This window comes from Glutamicibacter sp. NPDC087831, assembly GCF_044742845.1.
In the GTDB taxonomy this organism is placed as follows: domain Bacteria; phylum Actinomycetota; class Actinomycetes; order Actinomycetales; family Micrococcaceae; genus Glutamicibacter.
On sequence record NZ_JBIUVH010000001.1, the window covers coordinates 386,962 to 402,121 of the forward strand.

20 protein-coding genes are annotated in these 15,160 nt (G+C 59.7%); 11 read left to right on the plus strand and 9 right to left on the minus strand.

Annotation, left to right across the window (positions count from 1 at the left end; translation table 11 throughout):
* Positions 1-21 precede the first annotated feature (21 nt).
* The gene (locus ACIOJF_RS01910; RefSeq protein ID WP_105657563.1) at positions 22-315 is read right to left on the minus strand and encodes a Fe-S cluster assembly protein HesB; all 294 of its coding nucleotides are present in this window, start codon (positions 313-315) and stop codon (positions 22-24) included.
* 181 nt (positions 316-496) lie between these two features.
* On the opposite strand from ACIOJF_RS01910, the gene ACIOJF_RS01915 reads away from it, so the two are divergent.
* From ACIOJF_RS01915 to ACIOJF_RS01930, 4 genes are all read left to right on the plus strand, one after another.
* Positions 497-1,030, plus strand: a complete 534-nt coding sequence (locus tag ACIOJF_RS01915; protein ID WP_402741125.1) for a GNAT family N-acetyltransferase — start codon at positions 497-499, stop codon at positions 1,028-1,030.
* Between the two features lie 56 nt (positions 1,031-1,086).
* Complete coding sequence (locus ACIOJF_RS01920) at positions 1,087-1,473, plus strand: VOC family protein (RefSeq protein ID WP_332498454.1); 387 nt, start codon at positions 1,087-1,089, stop codon at positions 1,471-1,473.
* Between the two features lie 67 nt (positions 1,474-1,540).
* Positions 1,541-1,978: a GNAT family N-acetyltransferase gene (locus ACIOJF_RS01925; protein ID WP_332489190.1), complete on the plus strand. Its 438-nt coding sequence runs from the start codon at positions 1,541-1,543 to the stop codon at positions 1,976-1,978.
* Between the two features lie 129 nt (positions 1,979-2,107).
* Entirely contained in the window at positions 2,108-2,869 is a 762-nt protein-coding gene (locus ACIOJF_RS01930; protein ID WP_402741126.1) for an isocitrate lyase/phosphoenolpyruvate mutase family protein, read from the plus strand.
* A 227-nt stretch (positions 2,870-3,096) separates the two neighbouring features.
* On the opposite strand, the gene ACIOJF_RS01935 is transcribed toward ACIOJF_RS01930, so the two are convergent.
* The 3 genes from ACIOJF_RS01935 to ACIOJF_RS01945 are packed head-to-tail and all read right to left on the minus strand — an operon-like array spanning position 3,097 to position 4,480.
* The gene (locus ACIOJF_RS01935) at positions 3,097-3,714 is read right to left on the minus strand and encodes an NAD(P)-binding oxidoreductase (protein ID WP_332503777.1); all 618 of its coding nucleotides are present in this window, start codon (positions 3,712-3,714) and stop codon (positions 3,097-3,099) included.
* A gap of 41 nt (positions 3,715-3,755) precedes the next feature.
* A complete protein-coding gene (locus tag ACIOJF_RS01940) occupies positions 3,756-4,043 on the minus strand; it encodes a transcriptional regulator (protein ID WP_105657557.1) in 288 nt (95 codons plus the stop codon).
* 5 nt (positions 4,044-4,048) lie between these two features.
* The gene (locus tag ACIOJF_RS01945; protein ID WP_402741127.1) at positions 4,049-4,480 is read right to left on the minus strand and encodes a hypothetical protein; all 432 of its coding nucleotides are present in this window, start codon (positions 4,478-4,480) and stop codon (positions 4,049-4,051) included.
* Between the two features lie 183 nt (positions 4,481-4,663).
* Between ACIOJF_RS01945 and ACIOJF_RS01950 the strand changes: the two genes are divergently transcribed.
* Entirely contained in the window at positions 4,664-5,368 is a 705-nt protein-coding gene (locus ACIOJF_RS01950; RefSeq protein ID WP_402741128.1) for a hypothetical protein, read from the plus strand.
* On the opposite strand, the gene ACIOJF_RS01955 is transcribed toward ACIOJF_RS01950, so the two are convergent.
* The 4 genes from ACIOJF_RS01955 to ACIOJF_RS01970 all read right to left on the minus strand — a co-directional run bounded on the left by ACIOJF_RS01955 (position 5,365) and on the right by ACIOJF_RS01970 (position 9,084).
* Positions 5,365-5,859 (minus strand): DinB family protein, encoded by a 495-nt coding sequence (locus tag ACIOJF_RS01955; protein ID WP_332727124.1) that lies wholly within the window; start codon positions 5,857-5,859, stop codon positions 5,365-5,367. The two genes, ACIOJF_RS01950 and ACIOJF_RS01955, sit on opposite strands and share 4 nt — an antisense overlap.
* A complete protein-coding gene (locus ACIOJF_RS01960) occupies positions 5,856-6,755 on the minus strand; it encodes a GNAT family N-acetyltransferase (RefSeq protein ID WP_105657553.1) in 900 nt (299 codons plus the stop codon). The genes ACIOJF_RS01955 and ACIOJF_RS01960 overlap by 4 nt, the downstream gene beginning before the upstream one ends.
* 116 nt (positions 6,756-6,871) lie before the next feature.
* Positions 6,872-8,932 carry an FAD-dependent oxidoreductase gene (locus ACIOJF_RS01965; protein ID WP_402741129.1) on the minus strand — a complete coding sequence of 687 codons (2,061 nt, stop codon included), beginning with the start codon at positions 8,930-8,932 and terminating at the stop codon, positions 6,872-6,874.
* Between the two features lie 23 nt (positions 8,933-8,955).
* Positions 8,956-9,084 carry a hypothetical protein gene (locus ACIOJF_RS01970; protein WP_402741130.1) on the minus strand — a complete coding sequence of 43 codons (129 nt, stop codon included), beginning with the start codon at positions 9,082-9,084 and terminating at the stop codon, positions 8,956-8,958.
* Positions 9,085-9,258: 174 nt separating this feature from the next.
* Between ACIOJF_RS01970 and ACIOJF_RS01975 the strand changes: the two genes are divergently transcribed.
* From ACIOJF_RS01975 to ACIOJF_RS02000, 6 genes are all read left to right on the plus strand, one after another.
* Entirely contained in the window at positions 9,259-9,945 is a 687-nt protein-coding gene (locus ACIOJF_RS01975) for a VOC family protein (protein WP_105661528.1), read from the plus strand.
* Between the two features lie 60 nt (positions 9,946-10,005).
* The gene (locus ACIOJF_RS01980; protein WP_219844348.1) at positions 10,006-10,725 is read left to right on the plus strand and encodes a lysoplasmalogenase; all 720 of its coding nucleotides are present in this window, start codon (positions 10,006-10,008) and stop codon (positions 10,723-10,725) included.
* Positions 10,716-11,510, plus strand: a complete 795-nt coding sequence (locus ACIOJF_RS01985; protein WP_181149016.1) for an alpha/beta fold hydrolase — start codon at positions 10,716-10,718, stop codon at positions 11,508-11,510. Before ACIOJF_RS01980 ends, ACIOJF_RS01985 begins: the two co-directional genes overlap by 10 nt.
* 121 nt (positions 11,511-11,631) lie before the next feature.
* Complete coding sequence (locus ACIOJF_RS01990) at positions 11,632-12,066, plus strand: GNAT family N-acetyltransferase (RefSeq protein ID WP_181149015.1); 435 nt, start codon at positions 11,632-11,634, stop codon at positions 12,064-12,066.
* 31 nt (positions 12,067-12,097) lie between these two features.
* Positions 12,098-12,529, plus strand: coding sequence for an OsmC family protein (locus ACIOJF_RS01995; protein WP_105661525.1), 432 nt, complete (start codon positions 12,098-12,100; stop codon positions 12,527-12,529).
* Positions 12,530-12,823: 294 nt separating this feature from the next.
* On the plus strand, positions 12,824-14,044 hold the full coding sequence (locus tag ACIOJF_RS02000; RefSeq protein ID WP_105661524.1) for a mechanosensitive ion channel: 1,221 nt from the start codon (positions 12,824-12,826) through the stop codon (positions 14,042-14,044).
* Between the two features lie 83 nt (positions 14,045-14,127).
* On the opposite strand, the gene ACIOJF_RS02005 is transcribed toward ACIOJF_RS02000, so the two are convergent.
* A complete protein-coding gene (locus ACIOJF_RS02005; protein ID WP_105661523.1) occupies positions 14,128-15,156 on the minus strand; it encodes a GNAT family N-acetyltransferase in 1,029 nt (342 codons plus the stop codon).
* Between the last annotated feature and the right edge of the window lie 4 nt (positions 15,157-15,160).

Genomic DNA, 15,160 nt, shown 5'->3' on the forward strand with positions numbered 1-15,160 from the left:
GCTAAAGGGCAGGGTGCAGAATTAGCCCTGCTCAAGGAGCTGGAAGCTTACGCCACCCTGCTCATCCACCGCCGCGTCGAGTACTTTGCCCTCCAAAGCGTCGGCAATCGCTTCATCCACGTAGACTGGGCTGCCTTCGGAAGCCACGACGCCGTCGGTGCTTTCGGGAGCGGGGACAATCTGCAGGCCGAAAGCGGCATCTTCCGGGTGGGTGCTGTCTGCCTGCATGATGCGCAGACCAGCGGTTTCTTCCTCGGCCTGGTTGGTGACGATCGCGGTCACGATCGATGCTGCTTGGTCGGTCAGTGCGAGCACGAGGCTCTCCTTCCGGTTGAGGACATACCAAGTTCAGGGCATGTGGGTGCCACGATTCCAAAAAACGCAACGAATCTCAACACCGCTTAACAGCTGCGCAACATGCTTGGACTTGAACCCCGCCAGCCCGATAGGGTCCGCCCCAACACATAGACTGGCGTTGCCCTGCAAAGGAGAAATAATGCGCGATGCTCAGGCAGCCAGCGGCAGGAATACCGCTGGGCACGGAATACGCTTGGCTGATTTTCAACCGCAGGACTTGCCTGCAATCCATGCCTTTGCCGCTGACCCAGTGGTGTGCCAGTACTCGACATGGGGACCCAACCAACTGGCCGACACCCGGGAATTTCTCGCCGATGCACTGCTCGAGCAACCGCATAGGGTCCTGCAGGCGGTCATGCTCGGTGATGTTCTCATCGGTTCGGCTTCGGTGTGGGTCACCGACCGGAAAGCCAAGGCAGGGGAGATCGGCTACACCCTGAATCGAGAATACTGGGGAAACGGATACGCCACCGAAACTGCTGGACTCCTGCTCCGTCGGGGATTCGAGGATCTTGGTTTGGAACGGATCAGTGCAACCTGCGATGCGAGAAACGCAGCTTCCATCCGAGTCCTTGAAAAGACCGGATTCAAGCCGGAAGGACGCCGGGTTGAAGATCCAGACAGCGACGCCGCACGGGCTGAAACCCTGATCTTCAATATTGGCCGAACCTAGCCCTGGGCAGTCTCCTTGCAGGTATATTGGCAGCAACAGCGACGAGGAGGGACCAGATGAGACTCCATCACGTTCAGTTGCCGATGCCACGCGGCCAGGAAGCTGAAGCCCGCCGGTTCTACGGTGAAGCCCTGGGGCTAATCGAAGTCCCCAAGCCGCCTTCCCTTGCCGGCAGGGGAGGTTGCTGGTTCCGCGCTTTCAAAGCAGATGCCGTTGTGGCGGAAATCCATCTGGGCATAGACGATCCATTCATTCCAGCCAAGAAAGCGCATCCTGGAATGGTCTGCGACTCGGTAGAGGAGTGGGAAACCCTCGCTGGCCGTATCGATTCCATGGGCTATGAACTGTCTTGGGCAGAGCGCGAAACCTTTGAAGGATATCTGCGGTTCCATGCCCGCGACGGGTTCGGGAATCGTCTGGAAATCATGACCCCATCTAGCTAGCGCAAGTACTATCCGGTCAGGAGCCATCGTGGAACAATCCAGCTTTGCAGCAACCAGGGACCATCCCGTGCCAGACGACGTTGCGCGGTTGCTTGCCACCGTTCCTGAATGGTTTGGCCAACCTGAATCAAACGCAGAGTACATCCAGTCCGCGCGGACCAAGGAAACCTGGACCGTTCGCAATGCCCAAGGCGCAGTGCTCGGTGTGCTCTTGGCAGAACGGCACTACCACCACTCCGTTGAGATCCATCTGATGGTGGTCGACCGTGGATACCACGGCGGTGGAATCGGTTCGGCTTTGTGCGCAGCCATTGAAGCCGAGGCGCTCGCCGGCGGAGTGCAGCTCTTGCAGGTCAAGACCCTGGGTCCTTCGCACCCGGATGCCGGCTACGCGAAAACTCGGCGATTCTATGAAAAGCAGGGCTTCCTTCCCCTGGAGGAAACTAGCCTCTGGGGAGCTGGGACGCCCTGCTTGACCATGGTTAAACCGCTACCTGGCAAGTAGCAATAGGATTGAAATGATGCCTGGTTCCAGCGCTCATGCCGAATCCTGGGAGTTCATCTTCCAGTTGTTTCCATCGTGGACTCCGAGCCGTAGACTGGGTGGATTCCGTCACGACTCTAGGAGATATCCTTGACTGAAATTTCAGCTCTCGCCCAGAACCTCGCCAAGCAGCACGCCTCAGGTGAACTGCTGGTCATGCCAACCGTGTGGGATGCCTTCAGCGCCAACATCGCGGCATCCGCTGGCTTCGCCTCGCTGACTGTCGGAAGCCACCCCGTCGCCGATGCCTTGGGCAGTGAAGATGGCGAGAAGATGGACTTCGCAGACTATCTGGCCGCGGTTCAGCGAATCACCAGCAGTGTCGATGTGCCGGTCAGCGCTGACGTTGAATCCGGCTACGGCCGGGATCCGAAGGAACTCTTCGAACGCGTTGCGGCAGCGGGCGCTGTCGGCGTGAATATCGAAGATGTTCTCCACAGTGAAGGCGGCCGTGTCCGTGAACGCCGTGAGCATGCGGACTACATTAACGGCGTCCGCCAAGCAGCAGATGCAGCAGGCATCGAATTCGTGATCAACGGACGCACCGATGCAGTGAAGCTGGCCGATAAGTTCGCAGACCCGCTGGGCGAGGCAATCGAGCGCATCAAGCTGATGGAGCAGGCTGGTGCGCGTAGCGTGTATCCGGTGGCCCTGGCCAATGACGATCAGGTTGCTCAGGTCGTGCAAGCAGTCAGCATTCCGGTGAACGTGACGGCCCACCCAGTCAACGCGCACCCGGCCGGTGACCTCGCAGCCTTGCGTGAGCTAGGGGTTCGTCGCGTGAGCTTCGGACCGCTGTGGCAAATGTGGTTGGCGGAGATGTCCGGCAAGCAGCTCGGAGCTTGGCTCTAGGCCTTCCCCGGATCAGGCAGTGCGCGCCAGGCGGGCGACGGCCGCACGCTGGTTGCAACGAGGAACGGCAACCCGGGCACAGTCCGGCACCTCCCAGGACATTTCAGTTCTGTGAATACTTGGAAAATCTGCCGTCAGGGTATTTCGCCTTGGCGGCAGGCTCCGGCATTGCCGGGACTGGCCCGCACCAAACGGGCGTCAGGGGCCCCTGGCTTTCCGCAGCCGAATTAGTTGCTGATGCCGTAGGCCTTGCTGATGCTCTGGTTGCTTTGAAGTGTTTCGAGCATGAACGCGGCAAGATCATCACGCGTGATGCTTCCACCCAGCCGGCCTGGTTCACCAACTTGCAGTGCGGTCCACTTGCCGAGGGCAGGCTTGCTGCCCAATCCGGTGGGGCGCACAATGCTCCAATCCAAGCCAGAATCTTCCACTAGCTTTTCCTGCTCGGTGTGGTCGGCCAAAGGCTTGGCCAATAGCATTTTGGAGATGAGACCGATGACGCCGGGAAGTTGCGAACCGGAGTTTCCGGCGCCCAGGGAAGACTGGATCAGCAGGCGCTGGGGACCGTTCGCCTGCATCGCGTGGATAACACTGCGTGTCACGCTGGTGCGGGCATTTTTCTTTCCCTTGCTGCCACCCACGGTGATAGCTACGGCGTCGGCGCCGGCAATCGCCTGCACCGCGAATTCAGGATCAGAGGCATCGCCGTTGAGCTGATTTATTTGCCCATGCGCGGTGCGGGAACCGCTTCGCGAGACGACGGTAACTTCATGGGATGCCTGGCGAGCGAGTTTAGCCAGCGCAGCGCCGGTTCCGCTGTTGCCACCGATAATAACGAGTTTCATGAGTTCTTTCCTTGAAGCGTGAAGGCATCAGGTGCCCCGCACTATTCTCCCGCAATACGGTTGAGAGTTTTCATCAGTTTCTTGAAGGTGCGCTGGCCACTCTCCGACAGGCACACGAGGGTGATGCCGTAGCGGTCTTTGCGTTCCTTTGACAGGTGGATTAGTTCACGATTTTCCAGATCCTTGAGGATCTTTGAAAGGTCGGCGGTGGACAGCCCCGTGGCTGCTTGGAGTCCAGCGAAATCCGCCTGTTCTACTTGGCTCAGATGCGCCAGCGTAACGAATCTTTTGGGCGCCAGAAGCAAGGGATCAAGTTCTTGGTAATTCATGGAGCTCAGCGCCGAATTAACAGGAAGAGATAGTAGCCAAGCCACAGCATCGGTGCGAAGCCTCCCAGCAGCAGCGCTTCAGGCCAAGGTGCGGTTTCATGATGGACGATGCTTCGCCAAATAGGCAGGAGCAACCAGGTGGCAAAAATGGCCAGGATCGTGCGGGCACCGGGATAACGCGGTTCATTGATGCGGCGCTGCCGCGCAGCGAACCAGTGATTCGCTGACAAAAAGGCAATAATTGCTGGCGCTATGGAGATCCAACCGTATCCGGACAGTGCCAGTAGTCCTGCCGCCAATGATGCGGCAACAACCAAGATCGCTATCGCGTGATCGACGGCCTTGAATTCGCGGCGGGGGCGGTGGGGGACCGAGCCCAGCAGTTGCTGCGCCTTGCCGGGCGATAGCGGGGTGGATGAACTGGAATCTTGGCTCATGCCTCAATCTTTGCAACTAGTTGCAATATTTGCAAGTAGTATTTTGTTTCAATTCCGTATCTGTTCATGCTTTTTATGATCGGACGGTTGAGGAACTGCTATTCTCGGACGGAGCCAGCTAAACCACCCACGGCACCGAGGCACGTCAACATGAATGCTTTTTCTGCTCGATCTGAAACAGCCATGGATCACCGTCGGAGTGCATTCGCGTGGCGACCTGAAGCCGATACGCTCATTGCCTTGGCCACGTTGCTGGCGTTTTCCCTGTGCTACTACGCGGGGACCGCGATTGATAGCCTTTTTCTCTGGCTCGGCATTTTGGTCTTCGGAACCTTTGTCCCTCTCTGGACGGTGCTGCACCGGCGCCGAGAGACTCTTGCAGGGGTGGGGATCACGAGAAAACTCCTGCTGGCATCCCTCGCTATTTCCCTGGTGCTGGGTGCCGGGTCCGCCTACCAGCTGGTCACCTTGGCCAACGCCAGTGGCGCCGATATCGCAAGCCATCTGGCGGCGAACTTCTTGGTCTTGTGGGAACCGTTCTTTGTCTTTGGATGGTTGTATCTGCGGTGGGAACGCGCTTTCGGATGGTTGCCAGCTATTGCGCTGACTGGCCTCGGCTTCATGGTTCAGCACCTCGGTTCGGTTCCGGTGGCAGCTGCAGCAGGATTCGGTGTTTTCGCGATCTTGTTCGCGATTGCCTTTGCCATGATGCGCAACCTCGCGGTGTTGTGGCCGCTGTTCTACCCACTAGCCAGTGGAATCGGGACCTTGCAGGCTGGGTATTCGATGGGATGGGGCGATGCCGGCATCTCGGCTATCGTACTGGTGCTCCAGCTGGTGATCTTCTGGTGGATCGCCAAGAGGGCCAAAAGCCTGCCTGCAGCCTAGCCCAAGGCGCCAGCGGCATAGGCAGCCTGCCCGACATGGACCGAGGCGTCGTCAATGATCGATACCAAGCGCACCCCACGGGTAACCGCCGGGTCCCAGCTTCGATCAATGATTTCGTCGAGTTCGTCCTCGCGCAGTCTTGAGGCGTAGCCGCCGAGCGCGGAAAAGCACGCCTCCAAATAGTCCAGGAGCAGCTGCTGGTCGTTGACGATGATCGAGCGAGCCTGCTCGGCGCTGTGCCCGAAGCCCATCGAATCGCCGAGCTCGCCCAAATTGAAGCGGTCCCGGAACTGCTCCCAGAGTTCAGGCTGACCGCTCAGCGCCGAGAGCTGGATATCTGCTTCGCGCCCTGAATGCCATAGAAGCCATGCAATGGAGTTGGGGTGGTTGCCCGGGTGCGCGTTGAGCTGTTCATTGCCCAGCTTCGGTAGCGCGCGTGCCGCGTCAATTGTCCGCTGGGCCAAGTCTGACAGGAGCTCGGAGACTTTCATGATTCCTCGTTCTTCCCGCGATGCCAGTCGCAGGATTCGTTATCGGCAATGAATTCGGCGGCGAGATAGGTGGCAACGGCGGCAGTGTTGTCGCTGGCAGTGCATACCAAGGCGCTGGATGCTCCCATGGATCGCAGTTCTGCAGCGGCCGCCAGGCTGATCGCCGTGCCGTACCCCTGGCCGCGGGATGCCGGATGCACCGCGATGGGCTCCAGCAGCCCTGGCCGTCCGGGACCAGCAGACCAGACCGCTGCGACAGCCAGCGGGTTCATGTCGCTGTCATAGGCGGTCAGGCATTGCCCCTGGGCATAGATGGGAGTACTGGCCATGGTATGCCAGCGCTGCACCGCACGCGCCAAGTCTTCTGCTGAGAAATCGGCGCCGCGAAAGGCATTGAGGTGGACTTCCATCCATTGGCTGGCTTGGGCGGAATCGACCCGCCGAAAGGTAAGCTCCGGCAGATGCACCGGAGTGTCCAGCGAACGGCGCAAGGGAGTCCATGCTTCGCCCGGAACCCACCCGTTGGCCTGCAGGACCTGGCCCAAGGCCGTCGCGCCGCGGGCTTCGATGCTGGCGGATGAGGAAGGGAAGATCCGCTGTTGCGGCGAGAGGAGGTCGGTGTGGATCTGCTCGGCCAGCGGCTGGATGCCGACGTAGTCCGGATGCAGGGCCATTCGCATGAGATCCGGGCCATCGAGCAGGCCAATGGCATAAATCGATTCGCGATCCGCCCAGACCCGCAGGCTTTGCGCAGTGATTTCCAGACCCCGCATTGCGTACCAGCCCACATCCCCGGGATGCAGCTGCAGGGGCAGGCCATCGCGTTGCCAGCTGGCGAGCTCATCGACGAGGTCGGCAACCTGCGCCGCGGCGGGGGTAAGCATTCTAAGGCCCATTGCCCCATTCAAGCACTGGGCCTGCCATGGGACAAGGGTTCGCGACAGGCAGCGGGCCAGCAGCATCCGCCGGATGCTGCTGGCCCGCTGCCTATGGGCGTGCAAGTTGCATCGGACTACAGGTCGGCGGTGGCCTTCCACGCCGAATGCACGGCACCGTGGATGTAGTTGACCGCACTGGCATCGCCGATGACATCGACGCTGAATCCGGCACCGCGCAGCTGATCGGCTACCGGCGCGGCACTGGTGGTGCCATCGGCGTAGATGACCATGTCGGCCGGGGCGCTGAACTGCTCTTCGCCTTCGGTCCATTCCACGGTCTTCTCGGTGATGCGGGTGACCGAGACATTGCGGTGGATCTTGACGCCATGCGCGAGAGTCTCCTTGACGGCGGTCCAGCGGCGCGGCATGGCCAGCGGCAAGCCCAGCTGCCGGCTCTCATGGACCAGAGTGACGTTGCGGCCGCGCTCGGCCAGGAACTCGGCCAGTTCCAGTCCCACCAGCGAGCCGCCGATGACTACAACGTCCTTGCCCATCGGCAGCCAGAACTTGGTGAACTGGCGGACGAATTCCGGGGACTTGGTCAAGCCCGAGAGCCGTCCGAGCTTGCCCATGGTGCTCAGCACCAGTCCGGCTTCCTCGGCTGTAGCGGTACCCAGCATCATGGCGCGCAGGGTGTCGCCGGTCTGCACGTTGGGCAGGTCGCCGCCTGGCATGTCCGGCTTCGGGCGCACGGCGCCGGTAGCGACAATGACGTGGTCGGGGTTCAGCCCGCGGATGGTTTCCGCGGTGGCTGGGGTATTGAGCTTCACCGCAACCCGCAGGCGCTTGAGCTCGGATTTCAACCAGCGCAGCAGGCGCTCGTTATCCGGGGTGGTCATGGTGGAGAACCACATGGTTCCGCCCAAGCGGTCGGCCTTGTCGACGATGGTCACCCGGTGCCCGCGCTCGGTGAGCACGCGTGCGCTCTCCATGCCCGCAGGGCCCGCGCCAACGACAACCACATGCTTCGAGGCGCTTGCCGGCTTCAACGGCAGCAGCTTCTCGTTACCCAGTGCCGGGTTCACTGCGCAGAACGGGGTGTCATCGAAGAAGTTCTCCGCCACGCACAGGTAGCAATTGATGCATGGGCGCACCTGGTCAAGCTTTCCGTCGCGCAGCTTGTTGGGAAGCTCCGGGTCGGCCAGCAGCTGGCGTCCCATGGCAGCGAAGTCCACCTTGTTCTGGGCGATCGCCTTCTCGGAAATGTCCGGGAGCATGCGGCCCACGGCGATCACCGGAATGGAAACATGCTTCTTGATCTCTGCGGCATTCTCCAGGTAGGCCCCGACCTTGTTCGGCAGCGGCCCGTCGGTGAAGTTGTCGAAGGGGTTGCGTCCCCAACCGGTCACGTGGATGCCGTCAGCGCCTGCGGCTTCGAACATCTTGGACGCCTCGATGGATTCGGCAAGGTTCAACGCGCCTTCCTGGCCGTATTCCTCTCCGGCTACGCGCACCAGGATCGCCAAGGAATCTCCCACACGTTCCTTGACGGCGGCGATGACCTGGCAGGCCAGGCGGGCACGGTTCTCCAGCGAGCCGCCGTACTGGTCGGTGCGCAGATTATCGCGCTGGTTCAAGAAGACGCCAAGGATGTATCCGTGCGCCGCGTGGATCTCGATGGCGTCTGCTCCGCCCTTGGCTACGCGTTCTGCCGCGTCGGCCCATGCGGCGATCAGCCAGTCGATGTCCTCTTGGGCCATCTCGTGGTAGCTGGCTTGCTTGCCCTTGGTGGCAGCACCCATCTTCGCGAGTTCCTCGGGGGTGCAGTCGGCCAGCGCGCTCATGGAGTAGCTGTAGTCCGGCTTGTTCGGCGCCATGACTGGACGTCCGTTGGCGGTGTCTACGCGCGCTACCTTGCCATGGTGGGTGGACTGGATGCACAGCTTGGAGCCTGCAGCGTGGATGGCGTCGGCCAGTGCCTTGATGCCCGGGATGTATTTGTCCTCTGACAGTCCCGGTTCTTTCATCGAGGCCGCTCCGTAAGGGAAGGCGATAGCGCATGCGCCGGTGATGACAAGTCCGGCTCCGCCGGCGGCACGCGCGACATAGTGGTCGATTTCCGACTGCTCTATTTCACCGCCTTCGGAAACGTTCATGTCCATAGCGGGAAGGACAATGCGGTTGGCGGTGCTCATAGGCCCGATCCGGCCTTCTGACATCAGGTGGGGAAAATCCGTGTTGCTGATGGCAACATAATACCGGCGGAAAATGCTCCAATTTCCGCCAGGAGAATCTTGGAATTGGAATTAATGGCACTAAGATAAACAACTTGCTCAAATTCAAGCATGTCATCATGGTGTTAGAAATTAGCATTGCAACTAATTCTTATGGAAATCCTGCGAAAAGAATTCTTGTTTCCATTGCCTAAGTCAACGATAATCAATTTCCATATGTGGATATTATTGGCCGGTTCAACGAATGCGCGAAGTGACCGGAATCACCCCAGCGGTAAGCTGGAAGCATGTACTGGGAAAATATCGTCTTCGATGCCGAAAGCCCGAAACAGCAAGGGGAATTCTGGGAGGTCCTGCTCAAGTGCCAGATGCTGACCGATAACGCCGACGGCTATGAAACCCGACTGCAGCTGGCCGGACCGCGATACCTGGATTTGTGCTTCCCCGCTGTCCGGAACCCGGACCGTGCTCAACAGCGCGTGCACCTGATCCTCGGATCCGGCACCCATTTCAGCGAACGCCTTGGCGATCGGCACCGGGATGCCATGGAGTCCAGGCTCGATGCCGCAGGCAACGAATTTCTGCTCCGTGCCCACGACCAGGACGCAAGCGGCTTGGTGCTTGAAGCCCTGCAACTGGCCTGCGTTGACCCGGCCGGAGATGCAGAATTCTGGAAGCAGCTGCTGGGATGGGACATCGTTGCGCGGTCTCCAGTGGTTCTGGCTCATCCATCAGGCGCGGGCCCGCGGCTGGTCCTTGTCCGGGAAGCTTCACCCAAGACTGCGGGGAAGAATGCGATCCATCTGGACCTGCGTCTCGAACAGGCCGAGAGCATGGAGGACGCGTTGGGAATCATCTGCGCATTGGGCGGCAAGGAACTGGACCGTCCGTGGGGTACGCTGCCATGGCGGGTATTCCAGGACCGCTCGGGCAATGAATTCTGCGTCCTGGCCCCGTCGGCTTCCAACCGGTGACGGATCCGGCAACGCCCCGAGGCCGCTAAACGCAATTATCGGCACTACCCAAGGAAGAAAGTGCAACCACACCTAGGCAATGAGCACACCGTTGCGGTGATCCCGGGGCAGTCACGCCGCGGGATCGCGGCTCTGGCGCTCCTGCTCGCAACTGCCACCCATTTGCTGGCACAACTGTTCTGGCCTTCGGGGTTGCTGGCGGACGCCACGCAGATCCTGCTGATGCCGCTGTTGGCAGGAACGGTTCTCGCCCTCACCACCTCGCCGCGTGGCACACTGATCCGGCTGGTGCTCATAGCCCTTTTCTTCTCCTGGGTCGGTGACACCTTGCCCCGGTTCATGGACGGCGATTCTGCATTCCTGGCCATGGTTAGCGCATTCCTGGTTGCGCAGTTCTTCTACATCGCCGCTCTGGCAAGATACTGGAAATCTTCGATACTGCGCCATTGGTGGATGCCGCTTCCTTATCTTGCCGCATTTGCCCTGCTGCTGGTCCTCTGCTTACCCGGTGCGGGAGTGCTGCTCGCCCCGGTGATCATCTATGGCTTGGCATTGATGATGATGGCCATCCTCAGTACCGGGCTGGGTCCGATCGCAGGCTTCGGCGGCGCAATATTCTTCCTCTCCGATTCCTTGATCGCACTGCGCTCATTTGCGGATATCGATGTCCCCGGAATGGGATTCTGGATTATGCTCACCTACGTAGCTGGCCAATGGATGATCAGCTACGCTGCGAGCCAGCGCGAGGCACAGGAGAAGAGCACGGTGAAATGCGAGTAGCGCCAAAGAGCAGGATCCCGTTGTTCATGGTGCATGGCAACGGGGTAGACCACCGTATCCTCAAGCCGCTGGAAGCAGAGCTGGCCAACGCGCAGATCTTCGACTTGCACTACGTCGACTTGCCCGGCTTCGGAACCTGTCCACCGCTAGGGAACCCCGGGGGACTGCCAGAACTTGCAAACTGGTTGGAGGAACTGATCAGGCAAACCGCGGGAGAGGGGCCGTTCGCACTGCTGGGCAACTCTCTTGGCGCCTTGCTCTGCCAGGAGATGGCCGACAGGTTTCCCGGCCAGACCCAAGGACTATTCCTCCTGGCCCCAGTGGTCTTTCCCGATGCCTCGCGGCGCACTGTGCCCGAAGCGCAGGTAGTCGTAGAGGATCCCGGGCTGTTGGCCCGGATAGATCCCCGCCAAGCACAGCAATTCTCCGATATTGCCGTGGTGCAATCGCAGCAGGCGTGGCAGAGCTTCGCGCAGTGGGTGCTGCCCGGGCTGGACTGCGCGAACTTGCGCTCTATGGCCAAGCTATCCAAGCGCTACTTCCTGGATCCTCTGCCCGTGGAGCGTAAACGCCAGCTGGATATTCCGGTAACCATCCTGTGCGGGAAACAAGACCACATCACCGGATACCGGGATCCCGAGCAGCTATCGCGCCGGTACCCCTCGATGAGGATCCGCGTGCTTGATTCTGCAGGGCATAACGTGCACCTTGAGCAGCCCGAGCAGGCCGCGGCCGAATTGCGGGACTGGGCCCACCGCACGGGCCGCATGAACGAGCCGGCTTAAGCCGGGGAAAAACCGCATGCTGGTGTGCCGCAACGATCCATGAAAACTTGAGGAATCGCTGGCACCCGGCTACATTTCGAATCAGCAAGTACGGATTCGCTTGAGCATGAAGGAATATGGCATGGAAGAGACTCTCCTGCTGCGCGAGCTGTCGAGCGTGGATGAAGTGCCTGACCTGCTCGACATTTGGCGCAGTTCGGTGGAACGCCGGGGAGACTTCCTCTCGGCTGCTGATATTGATGCGGTGGCCGTCGCCCTGGAAGCTGTCTATAGCCAATCGGTCTCAGTCAGGATTGCCCAGCATGGTCGACGCATTGTTGGCTTTGCGGCATGGAGCAGTACACGCATCGAACTGCTCTGGGTGAGGCACACTGATCGCCAGAAGGGTGTGGGCCGCATACTGCTGGATGAAATCATCGCCAGCATTCCCGGGATCAGCGTTCATCTCGATTGCCAGCGCCAGCCTGCCATTGCGTTCTTTGGCGACTGCGGATTCGTGCCTGTGCCCGGGGAAACTGCATCGTCGCCGCAACGAGTCGTATTGCGCCACGTGTAGTCTTCAGCCTGGATCGTGGCACGATAGTTTCATGAGTGAAAATAGCCGTGAGATCCGTGAAGTCAGCATCGAACGCGTCGAGGCACGCAAGTACAAGGCCACCAGCCTCGAATCGGGAGCCAGCCTAGAATTCGGCCAGGGCGAAGGGTTGCTAACCCCGGTGGAGTTGCTGCTTGCTGCCATCGCAGGGTGTTCCGCAATTGATGTTGATGTGGCGACCACCAGGAGAAGCGAGCCTGAGAAATTCGAAGTCAAAGCGGGCGGCTACAAGGTCTCTGAGAACTCGGCGAGCCGGATGGAGGACATTCATCTTGGTTTCGATTTGAAGTTCCCCGACACCGAGGAAGGCCGCAAGGCAGCCAGCATGGTGGAGCGCATCGTCAAGCTTTCGCATGACAAATACTGCACCGTCTCCCGCACCGTTGAACTGGGTGCTTCCGTGCGGAGCGAAGTCATCAACTAGGTAGCGGGACTTCCGGTAATTGCCGGATTGATAAAGATCAATGGCTGAATCCGCAATAGCTTCCATGGCAATTCACGGGTTTGGACGCAGCCGCGAACTTTCTAATATTGCGTGGATCGGTTGTCGGTAGGGCCTTATTGTTCGGAATTCGTTGAATCCATCGGGATATAGTCAGCTTTTCGCAATTCGAGCTGTGAAAGTCCAATGATTCAAGCTGGGAGCATGGGTCTTTGCCCTAGTCAGCGGAGAACCTTCATCGTAGGGTCGGATTGTCCCTACGTTGAAGGAGCAGCAATGCAGTCTGAGAACGTTTTAGGCAATATCGACTGGGCGTCGATGCTACAAAAGGTTGGCATCGCGCTAATCATCCTCATCATTACGTGGCTAGTTGCACGCATAGTTCGTTGGGCTGCCGCCAAACTGGTGAACAGGGTGAAGTTCCTGCAAAGGCAGGGCAATGACGGAGAACAAATAGGCCAATCCCTGGGCAAGGTCGCGGGGTTGATTGTCTGGCTCTTCGGCCTCGTGGCAATCCTGCAAGTCTTCGCTCTATCCGAAGTGCTATCGCCGGTGCAGGGCATGCTCGGCGGCGTCATGGCCTTCATCCCCAACCTCATCGGTGCGGGCTTCATCTTCTTCATTGGCTACGTCATCGCGAATATTGTTCGCCAGCTGCTGAGGACCGGTTTGGGAACTGTCGATTTTAGCGGACTGGTCCGCAAGGTCACCCCAGGCAACGAACCAGTAGATGAAGTTCAGTCTCGCGAATCCCAAGCGAAGATCGTTGACATCATTGCCAACATCGTCTTCGCCTTGATCCTGCTAGTCGTCGCAATATCAGCCCTACAGGTTCTGGGCATCGCGGCAATTTCGGTACCTGCTCAGCAGATGCTGCAGCTGGTCTTCACCGCAATCCCGCAGGTCATCATGGCCTTGGTGCTCTTGGCCGTGGGTATCCTGATTGCCAAGTTCGTCGGGCAGCTACTTGAATCCTCCCTCCACGGCGTGGGTACCGACACTGTTGTTGCCCAGTGGGGCGTAGTTCCCGAGGGCAAGAGCGCTTCGGGAATCATCGCTGGCATCGTCAAGATTGCTATCGTGCTGTTCTTCGGTGTGATGGCGGCCCAGATGCTGAACTTCCCAGCGATCACCAATATCCTCAATGAGATCCTGGCCTTGGGCGGCAAGATCCTCTTCGGCGCAGCAATTATCGCCGCAGGTTTCGTCATCGCCAACGTCATTGGCCGCTTCTTGGGTGACACTACTGCTTCGAAGATCATCCGCTACACGGCAATTGCGCTGTTCGTGGCGATGGGCCTGAAGTACATGGGTATCGCCGATTCGATCATCAACATGGCCTTCGGCGCAATCGTCATTGGCGCAGCATTGGCAGCGGCTCTGGCCTTTGGCCTCGGCGGTCGTGATGCTGCGGCCCGCACGCTGAAAAAGATGGAGGCCCAACAGACCACCAATGGCCCGGACTCGACGCCACCGGCATCGAGCCCAGGCATCTAACCACGCATCACAAAACCTGAGGGACAGATAAGAAGTCGCGGAATCCAAGACCGGATTCCGCGACTTTTTTGATGCCCGCCAAGCTACTGCTGCGTGCCCCACGGCAAGGGCATGACCGCAGAGCCGCCATCGGTACGCAACCGTGCGTAGGTGTGCACATCGATGCGTTCTCCGGCAACCAGGAATTTGCCCCGTTCGACACCTTCGTGCAGGAAGGCGTTGCTTTCTGCCACATGCTTCGACCCGGGATTATTTGCCCGCAAGCCCAGCTCCAAGCGGTACAGTCCCAGCTCGTCGAACAGGTAATCCACTAAGGTTGCCACGGCGCGGGTGGCCAGCGACCGGCCCCGGTAATTCTGGTTCATCCAATACCAAATCCACGCGTTCCGATTGGCCGGGTCTACCGTACCGCACACCAGTCCCACCAGCCGATCCCGATATGCGACGGCCAACGCCTGCTGGCGTTCCCCGGCCTCCAGCAGTGCGCGCACATACGACTCAGCCTTTTGCGGGGAATCGGCGTCGCCTTGGCGCAACATGTCGGGGTTCGAGGAAAATGCCTCGTAGACCGCTTCGGCATCCGAAAGGCGCAGCCGGCGCACCGAGAATTCACCGTCGGCATGCACGGCTTCCTCCGGTCCTGCGGATGGCTGCGGATGAGCGGCGGCCGTGCCCTGGTGGAAGAGCAGCTGCCAGCGGCCCTGCTCATGGATCCACAGTGAACTGCGTTCGCTGGGGGAACCGGCGAGCAGCTTCCAGCGCAGCAGCACCAGCTGGTCTGAAAGCTGGAGAGCCACCGGGCTTTCGACTTTCAACGCCCCGGCATCCCGTGCCGGCTCCCGGGCCAGCTGGGCAATGATGGCCTCGCGATCATAGACTCGCCCGCTGGCTCCCACCTCGGCGAACCGAGGATGCAAGCGCCGCTGCAATTGCTCCTGGCTATGGCGTTGGCTGGATTCCAAGAGTTCTTGCTCCAACGAGATGATGGTGCTGGATAGCGCAGAACCTTGGGGAAGCACGATAGGGAAGTCATGGAATGCCATGTCAGCAAGTACATCACAGAAGATGACGGAACTGCGTTCAATGAAGTTCGACTTTATGAGCTGCATCATGCTT

Coding starts and splice junctions, on each gene's coding strand:
- ACIOJF_RS01975 (WP_105661528.1), top strand. CDS start 9,259: ATGTACTGGGAAAATATCGTCTTCGATGCCGAAAGCCCGAAACAGCAA.
- ACIOJF_RS01940 (WP_105657557.1), bottom strand. CDS start 4,043: ATGAATTACCAAGAACTTGATCCCTTGCTTCTGGCGCCCAAAAGATTC.
- ACIOJF_RS01920 (WP_332498454.1), top strand. CDS start 1,087: ATGAGACTCCATCACGTTCAGTTGCCGATGCCACGCGGCCAGGAAGCT.
- ACIOJF_RS01915 (WP_402741125.1), top strand. CDS start 497: ATGCGCGATGCTCAGGCAGCCAGCGGCAGGAATACCGCTGGGCACGGA.
- ACIOJF_RS01955 (WP_332727124.1), bottom strand. CDS start 5,859: ATGAAAGTCTCCGAGCTCCTGTCAGACTTGGCCCAGCGGACAATTGAC.
- ACIOJF_RS01990 (WP_181149015.1), top strand. CDS start 11,632: ATGGAAGAGACTCTCCTGCTGCGCGAGCTGTCGAGCGTGGATGAAGTG.
- ACIOJF_RS02000 (WP_105661524.1), top strand. CDS start 12,824: ATGCAGTCTGAGAACGTTTTAGGCAATATCGACTGGGCGTCGATGCTA.
- ACIOJF_RS02005 (WP_105661523.1), bottom strand. CDS start 15,156: ATGATGCAGCTCATAAAGTCGAACTTCATTGAACGCAGTTCCGTCATC.
- ACIOJF_RS01985 (WP_181149016.1), top strand. CDS start 10,716: ATGCGAGTAGCGCCAAAGAGCAGGATCCCGTTGTTCATGGTGCATGGC.
- ACIOJF_RS01935 (WP_332503777.1), bottom strand. CDS start 3,714: ATGAAACTCGTTATTATCGGTGGCAACAGCGGAACCGGCGCTGCGCTG.
- ACIOJF_RS01960 (WP_105657553.1), bottom strand. CDS start 6,755: ATGGGCCTTAGAATGCTTACCCCCGCCGCGGCGCAGGTTGCCGACCTC.
- ACIOJF_RS01970 (WP_402741130.1), bottom strand. CDS start 9,084: ATGCTTGAATTTGAGCAAGTTGTTTATCTTAGTGCCATTAATTCCAAT.
- ACIOJF_RS01950 (WP_402741128.1), top strand. CDS start 4,664: ATGGATCACCGTCGGAGTGCATTCGCGTGGCGACCTGAAGCCGATACG.
- ACIOJF_RS01965 (WP_402741129.1), bottom strand. CDS start 8,932: ATGAGCACCGCCAACCGCATTGTCCTTCCCGCTATGGACATGAACGTT.
- ACIOJF_RS01995 (WP_105661525.1), top strand. CDS start 12,098: ATGAGTGAAAATAGCCGTGAGATCCGTGAAGTCAGCATCGAACGCGTC.
- ACIOJF_RS01945 (WP_402741127.1), bottom strand. CDS start 4,480: ATGAGCCAAGATTCCAGTTCATCCACCCCGCTATCGCCCGGCAAGGCG.